The sequence below is a fragment of the Edaphovirga cremea genome, assembly GCF_003332275.1.
Lineage (GTDB): Bacteria > Pseudomonadota > Gammaproteobacteria > Enterobacterales > Enterobacteriaceae > Edaphovirga > Edaphovirga cremea.
Map to the genome: position 1 here is coordinate 1 of NZ_QOVA01000041.1, position 13354 is coordinate 13354.

Consider the following 13354-nt stretch of genomic DNA (forward strand, 5'->3'; position numbering starts at 1 on the left):
CTCTTGCAATTGGCCTATGGAGTATTGAAGTCAGGAATGAAATTCAATGCAGAAATCCGTCTTGCCAACTAAGGTGACAAGACGGTATCTTGAACGCCAAACATAATACTTAAAGAACAACAACATAACTTGAGCGTTCAACCAGCAAAGCTATATTTTGAAAGTCACAAATATCACTCTGATATCAACCGAAACCTGCTCCGAGCCTCTTCTAAAAACCAGCCCCTTGAGAGTTCAAGTCCAGCATGACAACCGAAGGCACCCACGCAGTGGGCAATTCATGCTGCGTAAAGCGTGGATGCAAGGGGTGCGCTTCACCCCTTGCTTAGATGCCGATCTTCACACTAGAAGAACAACATCATAGCGTAGGCATCTAACCAGCAAAGCTATCTTTTAAAAGGCACAAATATCAAACTCATACCAACCGAAACCTGCTCCGAGCATGTTTTTAAAACGGGTGCAGGCCCGCATTTGCCTCTAAGTTTTAAATGGAAAACCCTCAGCCAACAGGCTTGCTCTGCCCCCTCTCCGCCATGTTCAAAAATCAACCAAATGACTATTTTCACCACTTTTTTCCAATGAAAATCACAAATATTATGAATCATTATGAAATTTATTATCACAAACGAGAACGCAATCGATTACGTATTCATGGAATGTATAAATGATCACAGAAAATTCATTCCAATGATTTCTATAATGCTCGCCTTCACGCGGTTGTCCTGAATCGTCTGAAGGTCGTTCATAAAATAATCCGCTCCTTGTGACGAGGAGTCGCCCCTTAAAGCATGTGGTATAAAATGAAAAAAACAGTTTTAGCAGCAGGTGCATTGGTTGCTTTGTCATACAGTATTCCTTCTCTGGCGGAAGAGACTAATAGCCAATTTGTTTCAGATTGGTGGCATCAAAGCGTTAATGTGGTTGGCAGTTACAACACCCGTTTTGGACCGCAAAGAAACAACGACGTTTACCTCGAATATGAGGCAATGGCGCACAAGGATTGGTTTGATTTCTATGGCTACGTGGACGTGCCTAAGTTCTTTGGTGTAGGTAACAGTACGGATCGAGGGATCTGGGACAATGGATCGCCGTTATTCATGGAAATCGAACCCCGCTTCTCCATTGATAAACTGACCAACAGCGATTTGAGTTTTGGTCCGTTTAAAGAGTGGTATTTCGCCAATAACTATATTTACGATCAGGGACAAAACAGTGCCTCACGCCAGAGCACCTGGTATATGGGTTTAGGTACGGATATTGATACGGGCACATCGCTGGCGTTATCCGCAAATATCTATGCCAAATACCAGTGGCAGAACTATGGTGCAGGCAATGAGAACAGCTGGGACGGTTACCGTTTCAAAGTGAAGTATTTCTACCCTCTTACCAGCGTTTGGGGAGGGAATTTGAGTTATATTGGCTTCACCAATTTCGATTTTGACTCCGATCTGCGTGAGAAAGATGGCCCGGCACGCACCAGCAATTCGATTGCCTCCAGCCATATTCTGGCGTTGTCTTATGATCACTGGCATTACTCATTTGTTGCCCGTTATTTCCACAATGGGGGTCAATGGACGGACGGTGCCGAGCTTGATTTTGGCAAAGGCCCGTTTGAGGTGAAATCGACCGGATGGGGTTATTATTTGGTTGTTGGGTATAATTTCTAATAAAAGAATGTTCCTCCCAATTATATTTCCTTCATTGGCCGTGAAATAATAAAGGTTGTGCATAAATAAAGGCAGTGAATTAATAATTCACTGCCTTACGATTTGAACAACAATATCAAATGCAGATCAGCAGATTGTGCGTTCCGCCGTCCAGAGTGACTTCAATCCCCTTTCCTTGCGAATCAACAACCACACCATTCAGCATGACCTGCTTCTCGCCCGTCCCTTTATGGGTATTGTTCTCAACGATAATCGCGTATTGCGTGCCTTCAACGTTGATCGTTGCCTCAAAACCCGGCCATGCCGGTGGAAGACACGGATTGATGTGCAAAATATTACCCCGTCGACTGATGCCTAGAATCCCTTCGACACCGGCACGGTACATCCAGCCTGCGGAACCGGTATACCATGTCCAACCACCGCGGCCATCGTGCGGCGTAACAGAATACACATCGGCAGCAATCACGTAAGGTTCGACTTTGTAGCGCCCCACCTGCTGCGATGTGCGTGCATGGTTGATGGGGTTGAGCAACGCGAAAAGATCCCACGCTTTGCTGCCCATCCCCAGCTCAACAAACGCCAGAATCGACCACATGGCCGCGTGGGTATATTGACCGCCGTTTTCACGCAAACCCGGTGGATAGCCTTTGATATAACCCGGATCGTGGGCTGTCTTATCGAATGGCGGAGTAAATAACAGCGCCAGCCCATCATCCCAGCGAATCAGCATCTCTTCCAGTGATGCCATTGCCATTGCCGCCCGTTCGGGATTGGCTGCGCCCGACAATACCGACCAGGATTGTGCAATGGCATCGATCCTGCACTCGTCGTTTGCGCTGCTGCCCAGCCAATTGCCATCGTCAAACGTTGCACGCCGGTACCAGGCACCGTCCCAGGCTTTTTGCTCGATCGCCTGGCGTACCGACTCGGCATGTTTGCGCCAGCGGGCCGCGCGTTCAGGATCGCGCGTCTCCGCCAGTGGCGCAAACAGAGCTATCGTGCGGATCCACAACCAACCCAGCCAGACACTTTCACCCTTGCCACCTTCGCCGACGCGGTTCATACCGTCGTTCCAGTCGCCGCTGCCGATTAACGGTAAACCATGCTGACCGGTCAATTCCACGCATTGATCCAACCCTCTGGCGCAATGCTCAAACAATGTTGCGCTTTCATCAGAGCGCATGGGTTGGAAAAATGCATCATCCTCCTCGTCCGTGAGTCGTGGACCATCGAGGAAAGGCACTTGTTGTTCAAGCACTTCCTCGTCGTGAGAACAATGGATATAGGTGGCAGTGGCAAATGACAGCCAGACCCGATCGTCAGAAATACGGGTACGTACTCCTTGCCCGGTGTGCGGCAACCACCAATGCTGGACATCACCCTGCGGGAATTGGCGACCGGCTGCGCGCAACAGATGCTCCCGGGTATCTTGTGGCCGGGAGAAGGTCAACGCCATGCCATCTTGCAGTTGATCGCGGAAACCGTATGCACCGCTGGCCTGATAAAAACCGCAACGCGCCTGGATCCTGCATGCCCGGGTCTGGTACAGCAACCAACCGTTAAGCATGATATCCATGGCCCGGTCAGGCGTTTTCACCTGCACGGCACCGAGGACATCGCGCCAATGGGCTTTGACCTCCTCCAGTACCTGATCAAGATCCGCCAAACGGTACTTGGCGATTAATGCACGAGATGCTTCCTCATTGATCGATTCGCCGAACAGCCACACAATCTCGGCGCGCTCTCCGGCGGCCAGTGTCAGTTCCGTTTGCAATACGGCACAAGGATCGCGTCCGGCACCGTTGTAACCCTGTAGCGGCGTACTGCTCAGTAACGCCGCTGGCGCATTCATGCTGCCGTTACGCCCCAGGAATTCGGTTCGATCGGAGGTATAAGCAGTTTGAAGACCTCGCAGATCTGAAAACGCCACCCGTCCCGGGAAATTTCCTGCCCATGGATTGCGCGCCAGCAGAGCGCCGGTTTCCTCATCCAGAGAAGTGATAATGTAAGGCGACGAACTGGAGCGGGACGTGCCCAGCACCCACTCTGCGTAGGCAGTAATCGTCAGCGTTCGGGTGACCGTGGAATGGTTATGCAAAGTCAGCCGGGAAATTTTAATCGGCTCGGTCAGTGGAATATATTGCAACAACTCAAGGCTGACATCATTGGCCTTATGGGCAAAATGGCTGTAACCAAAGCCATGGCGGGCGATGTAACAACCGCCATCATGGATGGGTTGCGCCGTAGGACTCCACAGCACGCCGGAATCCTTATCGAATACATACAAGGCTTCGCCACCTGCATCGACAACCGGATCGTTGCCCCACGGCGTAATTTGATTTTCACGACTGTTTTCAGCCCAGGTATAGCCGCTGCCCTGCGCGGACACCTGAAAGCCAAATTCAGGATTGGCAATGACATTGATCCAGGGTGCCGGTGTCGCGTTGCGCGCATCAAGTACGGTGACATACTCCTGCCCTTGTTTATCAAAGCCGCCTAACCCGTTGAAAAATTCCAGATCCGCAGGCACTTCGGTTGCGGCAGGCCGCCCCGTGATAACTGGAAGTGACGCTGTCACTTGTTTTTCAGGGGAAGGCATCAATCCCAGTTGCGCTGCAATCGGGCCACGACGGGCAATGAGCGCTACCCGCGCCACCGATCGCAGCAGAGCACGTGACTCGCTGGTCATGAGATCGGCGCGCAACGTGTAAACTTTACCTTCTGTGGTATCACCGCCGAAGCGTGGTCTTGACTGACTACTGCGCACCGCGGTTTCGATGGCTATCTGCAAATCCTGAATATAGGACGACGAACGTTCGTTGATAATCACCAGATCGGCACTCAGTAATTTCATGCGCCAATATTCATGGGCGCGAAGCAACTGCCGCACCTGCGCAATGTCCTGAATGTCGTCGATTCGCAGCAAAACAATCGGTAAATCACCCGATATCGATAGCGGCCAGAGACTTGATTGCAAACCTGCGCCATTAATAATGGCGTCAGACGGTGCACGAAAGCGTGAATCAGCGTAAATAACCGCCGCCGCCAGACGTTGGAAATCCGCCGCCTCTTCCGCTTTCACATCGAGATGGCGCAACTGTACTTGCGCCTGTGTCCAGGCCAGCGTCTTGGCACGGCCAAATGAGCTGCGATCGTGGTGTTTGTCGATCAATTCCAGCAACTCATTGCGCGAAGAGGCGACCAGCGTCCAGAACGACACGCGTATGGTTTTTCCCGGTGCTATCTTGAGTCGCCGACGCAGTGAGAAAATCGGATCCAGCACGGTGCCCACCGTATTGGAAAGCGGCAGATGTTGCGTTATCGCATCTGCACCGGTTGCCGAACGTCCATGGCCAATAAAGCGCGAACGATCGGTTTCATATTGCACATCACCTATCCCCTGACCTTCGACTACCGTAAAGTGACCCGCCCAAACGGGTTTCTCCTGGGGTGTACGGGTCCGGCGACTGGCAATCAGCGCGGCAAACTCGGGTAAGTATTCAGTCTGTACAAACAGCCGTGAAAACGCAGTATGTGCCGTATCCGCACTGGTTGATGTCAGTACGACTTCCGCATAAGAGGTCAGATCCACTTCACGCGCGCGACGACCACTGTTGGTCAGGGTGACTCGACGGACTTCGCCATCATCCTCACCGGATACCAACACTTCCATGGTGGTGGTGAGCGTCCCTTCACGGCGAATGAACGCCGCATGGTCTTCACCAAAAACGACGTCACTGTTGTTTGCGCGTCGGCGCGGCAAGAGACTGTGCGTGGTCTGCGTCTGGTTGAAATCACCCGGACTGGCGTTGGCGACCGGCGTTTGCGCGCCCGCTGACCAAATCCGCCCACTGCGCAGATCGCGCAGTAAAATGAAGGAACCCCAATCATCACGGGTACTGTCTTCCCGCCAGCGGGTCACGGCGATATCCCGCCAACGGCTATATCCCGCACCCGAGGTGGTTAACATGACGGCGTAACGGCCATTGGACAGCAAATGAGTGACGGGTGCGCCCGGTGGTGTAAAGGTAAAACGGCGCAGGATCGCGGTTTCGTTGCGGCCAATTGCGGCGGCTTTGACCTCTTCAGAAGGTGGCGGTGCAAAGGGTGCGTTGGTCGGCACACATTCTTGCAAAAGTAACTCACTGGCCTGAATGATCGCTTCGCGATGAAAGCGGCTGCGCATCCGTCCGTCAAGCAAGGTGTTGGCAATCGCCACCAGCGTCATGCCCTGATGGTGCGCCATATAACTGCGGACGATCGCCACTGATTCATTCTCTGGCAGGCGGCTGCGGGTAAAATCCAGTGCTTCGAAAAAGCCGAAAACACCTGCCGCACCTATTTCTGTCAGTTTGCGGTAATTCTTCGCCGCCCCCTGCGGATCGACCATGGTTGCCAGACCTGTGGCATAAGGGGCGATAACAATATTTTCTGCCAGACCACGTTTCAGACCGAGTCCCGGCACACCAAAGTTGGAATATTGATAGGTGAATTCCATATCACGGGCGTTATACGCAGACTCGGACACGCCCCACGGAATACCCAACGAATGACCATAAGCCTGTTGATGGGCCACTACCCGTCGGTTGGTCTGTTCAAGAAGGCTGCCTGCCGGGGCTCGCATCACCAGTGACGGCATCAGATATTCAAACATCGATCCTGACCAGGAAATTAATGCCGATCCTTTTCCCAACCGTGTTGCCGTGCGCCCCAGGCGGAACCAGTGACGGGTGCTGATATCGCCTTTGGCGATGGCAAACAGGCTGGCCAAACGGGCCTCGGAGGCCAGCAGGTCGTAACAACTGCTGTCGAGCTGATTTTCAGCCAGTGAGTATCCAATGGAAAGCAGCTTACGTTCCGGGTCGACCAGAAAACGGAAATTCATCGTCATGGCCATATCACGCGCAGTGCCTGCAATCACCTCCACACGGCGATTTCGCTCCTGGATCTCTCTGTCAGAGAGCGATACATCCTCCAGCAATCCCGTCAGCATATTTTTCAGTGCAGCAATCCAATAGAGCAGTTCAGGCGTGGGTTCATTTTCCATTAATGGCAACATGGCACTTGCCTGACGCTGGGCTTTCTCAACCAATCGCTTGAGCGAAGGCAGCAGGGCAACTCTGTTTTGCGCCCCTACCATCAGCGTTTCGATTTCAGCCAGCAGTTCAGTAAAGGCTTCTGCATGACTGCCGGTATGCTCCAACAATGCCTGTTGAATCAGAATCAGGTGATCGGTCATCGCGGGTTGCAGTGGAGCGGGTTCGCTGTCCTTCCACTCCTCGCACGCATTCGCCAATGCAATCAGATGCCCGGCCAAATTGCCGCTGTCCACGGAAGAGACATAGGCTGGCATCAGAGCATCACAGGTCTGCGTCGCATACCAATTGAGGAAATGACCGTTGAAGCGTTGCAGTTTCTCCATGCTCGCCAAGGTGTTTTCCAGTCGTTCAATCGTCTGTAACGTCCCTGCCCAGCCAAAATCACGGGCAGTAACGGCAGACAAGAGATACAACCCCATGTTGGTCGGCGAAGTCCGGTGTGCCACGATCGGTCTGGGTTGTTCCTGAAAATTATCTGGCGGCAAATAGTTTTCCGCGGGTGTCACGAACGTCTCAAAAAAACGCCAGGTGCGGCGGCCAATCAACCGCAGTTCCTGCGCATCCTCATCAGAAACATCATCATGTACCGCGACCTTGGGTTCACGGCTGGTCCACCATGCGACTAACGGTGCAAACAGCCAGAGCAGGACAACCGGTGTGATCAACGGCCAGTTGCCTGGCTGCACAAACAACGCTCCGCTGCCGAGCAACAGACCAAGCAGCATACCGGGCAGCATCTGCCGGTAATACCCGCTTAACCCAGGCCGCGGGCTCCCCGACGTTTGCGCGGCAGTGGTCCATTCCAACATCCGCTTGTGGGTGATCGTCAGCCTGACCAGCGTTCGGCCAATGGCATCCAACATACGCCATGTCCAATCCGCCAGGAATGTCACCATCAGCGCGATTTGAGCGGAAGACAACGTGACATCTTCCCATAGGGTTTGCAGCGGATTACCAAAACGCACATGTTTCTGATGAGTCGCCCAGGCGAAAAATTTAGGGAAGAAAGCCCAGAAAGACGGTAAATAGACGGGAACGGCAATCGCCAGCAACACCAGCGCACTGCCTTTCAGCGCCAGTGGCAACGGCAGTAACCAACTGCAAATCAGCATCAGCAGGCAGGTGACCGCCAACAATGAGCGACGCAGGTTGTCGACCATTTTCCAACGGCCAACGCAGGGTAAAATGCCACTCTTTTTACGAACACCGAGGATCCACGGCAGCAGTTGCCAGTCGCCGCGCGTCCAGCGGTGCTGACGTTTGGCGATCACGTCATAGCGGGCGGGAGAGGATTCAACCACTTCCACGTCCGAGGCCAGCCCGGCGCGGGCAAACACCCCTTCGAACAGATCGTGGCTCAATAAGGTATTGGGTGGAATGCGATCGTGCAGGGCCTGCTCGAACGCATCGACGTCATAGATTCCCTTCCCGGTATACGAACCTTCACCGAACAGATCCTGATAGACATCAGAAACCGCTGCCGCATAGGGATCCATACCGCCAGGGCCGGAGAAAATCCGTTGATAGATTGAGCCTTCCCGGCCAATTGGCAGCGACGGGGTGATACGTGGCTGCAAAATGGCATAACCTTCAATAATGCGCTCGCGTTTTTCATCCCACATTGGGCGATTTAGCGGGTGCGACATTTTCCCGATCAATTTCAGCGCCACATCACGCGGCAAGCGGGTATCCGCATCCAGCGTAATGACGTAGCGAACAGATTCCGGAACCCAGGGCAATTGCTGATTCAGTGCCATGTAGCTGGTGTCTTTCGCCCCCCGCAACAGACGATTCAGTTCATGCAACTTACCGCGCTTGCGCTCCCAGCCCATCCAGACATTCTCTGCCGGATTAAATTGCCTGCGACGATGCAGCAACAGGAAACGTTTTCCGGCGATGCCTGGACCATACTGGAGATTCAGTGCATCAATCGCCTTTATCGCCGTATCGATCAGCGCTGCGTCGCCGGGGAGTGTTTCGCTGTCGGCATCCAGTCCGTCGGTGAGCAAAGCAAACGTGAGATCTCCACTCGCCCCGCCCAGATAATGGACTTCCAACTGACGCACCTGCTCGATAATCTCCTCTTCGGAGATCAATAGCGATGGCACCACCACCAGCGTCCGCTGATTGGTTGCCACCCCTTCCAACAGTTCCAACGCCGGTAAGGGCGACGCGCCAAAACGCCAGGCGATCATCCGGTTAACCAGGGCGGTTGCGGCTTCACTAAGGGGGATAATTGCCAGTAGCGCGAAAACCAGCAGGCCAATGGCCGTTATCGCGCTACTGTTCAGCCACGCCAGACCCGCGGTCAACAGCAACGCCGTTACCAGTACAATCGCCCCGACATAGCCACCGATACCCACACTCATCGTCAGCCGGTTCATGCGCAGCCAAAATGGCGGTTGATAGCCAATGCTTTTTTCGAGCGCCAGACGACCTTCGGTAATCAAGTGATAACCCGGATCGGCCAACCGCTCTTTCAGCACCTCATCATCCGTAGCTTCAGCGGCCTCATCCGCCATTGTCACCACTCTCTCGGCGATCTCTATTTCGGTACAGGGCGCGCCACGCGCCAGTTGTTCAATGGCACTGCGATATAAATTCCGCGTGGGAAAATCCATCGCATTGAAATTGCTTCCCGCCGACAAACAGTGATCGACCAGACTTACTTCCTCAAACAGTTCGGCCCAATCGATATCCGAGATCATACGCATACTGGTGATCACGTTGCGCACGCTGACGTTTGATGCGCCGAGACGTTGTTGGGCTTCCTGCACAACCAATTCTGTGGTGGTGCCTTGCTCACTCAGGCGATCTTCCAACCAGCCCAACGCAGGTGTGGTCCGGGGATCCTGGTCGCGCAGACGCTTGATCAATTGGGCAGCAAAAGGTACCGAAAGCGCTCCCGTATCACGGGTGACAATGTCTTTACTCAACGCCGTTTGTGCATCGCCTGAAGCCAGTAACCGATTCGCCAGCGCTTCAGCTTCAGCACGTGCAATACGCCCAGCGGTGATCTGATCGGCCAGACGGCGTAAATTTTCAATCAACACGATGCGTAATGTGATGGCGACAGCCCAAAGCTCACCAATCGTCAGCGGCTGCACCTTCTGGTAGGAATTAATGAAACGTCTCAGCGTATAGGGATCGAAATGGCTATCGGTGTGCGCGATATATCCCCAGGCCAACCCCAGTACGCGCGGGTATCCAGCAAAAGGGCCTTCGGCGAGTTTCGGCAGTTGTCGATAATAACGCGGTGGCAGATCTTCGCGGATTTCACGGATTTGCGCAGCAACCAGATGGTAATTATCCAGCAACCATTCTGCGGCAGGCACAACATCGCGACCTTTCTCAAGTTCTGCGGCGCTGTCACGGTAAGCCGCCAGTAACACATTGGCGTTGGCATTCAGACGATCGTGAAGAGAGGTAACTTTCGGAGGCGTTGATGTTACAGGTTGGGCCGAGGCCAGGGTATGCGCGTGTTGCTCAAGTCGCTCGGCACCAAACAGCTCATCCCTGACGGGGCGCTTATCATTCCATAATGGCGACGGAGCGCGGAGTCGAAACAGCGATCCAAATTTATGAGTCATAGATACCTTCCCGCCTGGAGCGCGAATCGACTCCTCTGGCGTGATCAAGAGATTGGACAGTTCATCACGGGCACGCCCCCCAGCAAGCGGGCTTTGCCTGGACGAATAGTGAACAGGTGCAAGTGCACCTGAAATGCTGCCGGCCAGCCTGGCGGGCTTCGATCATAAGGCGAGAACCGGGGGCCAACCGGGAAAAACAAGCCGAAAAACAGAATCACCACCGGTAATACCAGCGCAGAAAAAGCAGAAAAGGAAACCAGAAAAATGACCGTCAATGACGGTTTGAAAAGGGAAAATTATTAGAATATAGAGAAAGTTCCAGTCAAAACACTATGGCACATTTTGTCACCGATAGCCATGAAGGTAAAAACCCCCCTACTTTTCTCTGCCAATTTGCCTTAAGCGCCCTATCTTGTCCTATAGTTAACCCTTAACTCTTATCGTTAATTTTTATGCCTGTATGGAGATCCTACTGCGTCGCCATGACATACCTTCGTAATTTTCTCATTAGAGGAGTGATGTGCAATGTCAAATCCGAAAGAACAAAAAACCAATAATAAACATCAGGCTGAGAAATCACCCGCGCCTGGAAGTGAATCAGTGAAACCGGGTCTGGGTGATTTGGCGCCTGCTGATAATTCTCATCTGGCGTCTCCCAAACCCACACCGCCGGGCAAGGAGCCCACGGCGCCTGGTAGCCTTAAAAGCCCGGAGAACCGTAACGAAAAGCTGGATCAGCTTGACGCCCAGCGAAAAAATGGCGAAAACCAACCGCTGACCACCAATCAGGGAACCCGAATCTCTGACGATCAGAATTCGCTTCGCGCTGGCAGTCGTGGGCCTACGCTTCTGGAAGATTTTATCCTGCGGGAAAAGATCACCCATTTTGACCATGAGCGCATTCCTGAGCGTATCGTGCATGCCCGCGGATCGGCGGCGCATGGTTATTTCCAGCCCTACAAGAGTTTGTCCGCGGTGACTAAAGCCGACTTCCTGCAGGATCCCAATAAAAAAACGCCGGTCTATGTGCGTTTTTCCACGGTGCAAGGCTCGAAAGGGTCAGCGGATACGGTGCGTGATATCCGCGGCTGGGCGACAAAATTCTATACTGATGAAGGCATTTACGATCTGGTGGGTAACAATACCCCGGTCTTCTTCATTCAGGATGCGCATAAATTCCCGGATTTTGTGCATGCGGTAAAACCCGAGCCCCATCATGAAATGCCCCAGGGCGGCAGCGCGCATGATACCTTCTGGGATTATGTCTCCCTGCAACCTGAAACGTTGCATAATGTGATTTGGGCGATGTCCGATCGCGGTATTCCGCGCAGTTACAGGACGATGGAAGGTTTTGGTATCCACACGTTCCGTTTTATCAATGCAGAAGGTAAATCAACGTTTGTACGTTTCCATTGGAAACCGCTGGCAGGCAAAGCATCATTACTCTGGGATGAGGCGCAGAAACTGGCCGGGAAAGATGCCGACTTCCATCGCCGCGATCTGTGGGAAGCCATCGAAGCCGGGGATTACCCAGAGTATGAACTGGGTGTGCAGTTGATTGCTGAAGAAGACGAGTTCAAGTACGATTTTGATCTGCTCGATCCCACCAAGCTGATCCCGGAACAACTGGTACCGGTAGAAATTGTCGGCAAGATGGTGCTGAATCGCAACCCGGATAACTTCTTTGCCGAAACAGAACAGGTCGCCTTCCATCCTGGCCACGTCGTACCCGGTATCGATTTCAGTAACGATCCGTTGTTGCAAGGGCGTCTGTTCTCCTATACCGACACGCAAATCAGCCGCCTTGGTGGACCAAACTTCCACGAAATCCCGATCAATCGTCCGGTTTGTCCCTACCATAACTTCCAGCGGGACGGTATGCACCGGATGGACGTCGATACCAACCCGGCCAACTACGAACCCAACTCGATCAACAATAACTGGCCGCGTGAAACCCCTCCTGGTCCCTCACGCGGTGGCTTTGAAAGCTATCCGGAACGCATTGACGGCCATAAGATCCGCGAGCGCAGTGAATCCTTTGCCGAATTCTATGCTCATCCCCGCCTGTTCTGGCTCAGTCAAACACCCGTTGAGCAAGAGCATATCGTCGGGGCGTTTTCATTCGAGCTAAGCAAAGTTGCGCGGCCTTATATTCGTGAACGCGTGGTTGATCATCTGACACGAATTGATGTCTCTCTGGCAAAACAGGTGGCGGTAAACCTGGGGATCACCCTGTCGGAAGAGGCGTTGAACACCGCACCACCGAAAGCGGTCAACGGTCTGGATAAGGATCCGTCCCTGAGTCTGTATGCGTCAGGCAAAGGTTCACTGAAAGGACGTCAGGTTGCGGTGCTACTTAGCGAAGGGGTCAATGCAGCCGATGTATTGGCGATTCTTCAGGGCCTCAAAGCCGAGGGAGTTCACCCTAAACTGCTCGCCAGCCACTTGGGTGACGTGGTCGCCGACGACGGTTCGACCCTACCGGTGGATGCGACCTTTGCAGGTGCGCCTTCGATTTCTGTCGATGCGGTTATCGTTCCTCACGGTAATATTGATGCATTGCTGCTCGGTGGCGACAGCCGCCACTACGTGCTCGAAGCCTATAAACATCTGAAGGTACTGGGTCTGAGCGGTGATGCGCGCCGCTTCAAACAGTTGCTGGCCATTGATGACAACCAGGTTGAAGATGGCGTGGCCGAAGGGGATAAGGCCGAAGGGGAATTACTGAAAAACTTCCTTGAGGCGATGGTTTTGCACCGTGTGTGGTCGCGCAGTGCCAAAGCGCAATCTGTACCTGCCTGACGAATGATGAAAAGTACATGAGTCATTTGTCACAATGAGTAAAAAAGGCCAGAATTCTGGCCTTTCTGATTGTGCACAGAAAACCTCCAGCTAGGCTGGAGGTTCCGTAAAGCTTTCAGCTTTGAGCCAGTTATAAAAACCCCTTTTGATTTGTTAAAACAGTTTGCGGTCTGGCAACTGCAAACGTTCAACAAGA

Annotated in this window: 3 protein-coding genes; 2 read left to right on the forward strand and 1 reads right to left on the reverse strand. The window is 53.1% G+C overall.

Features of this window, described 5'->3' with window-relative positions; genetic code table 11:
- Window positions 1–800: 800 nt before the first annotated feature.
- On the forward strand, window positions 801–1667 hold the full coding sequence (locus DRI82_RS23010; RefSeq protein WP_114196225.1) for a nucleoside-specific channel-forming protein Tsx: 867 nt from the start codon (window positions 801–803) through the stop codon (window positions 1665–1667).
- 115 nt (window positions 1668–1782) lie between these two features.
- On the opposite strand, the gene DRI82_RS23015 is transcribed toward DRI82_RS23010, so the two are convergent.
- On the reverse strand, window positions 1783–10356 hold the full coding sequence (locus DRI82_RS23015) for a GH36-type glycosyl hydrolase domain-containing protein (RefSeq protein ID WP_114196223.1): 8574 nt from the start codon (window positions 10354–10356) through the stop codon (window positions 1783–1785).
- Window positions 10357–10881: 525 nt separating this feature from the next.
- On the opposite strand from DRI82_RS23015, the gene katE reads away from it, so the two are divergent.
- The gene (katE, locus tag DRI82_RS23020) at window positions 10882–13158 is read left to right on the forward strand and encodes a catalase HPII (protein WP_114196224.1); all 2277 of its coding nucleotides are present in this window, start codon (window positions 10882–10884) and stop codon (window positions 13156–13158) included.
- Window positions 13159–13354 lie beyond the last annotated feature (196 nt).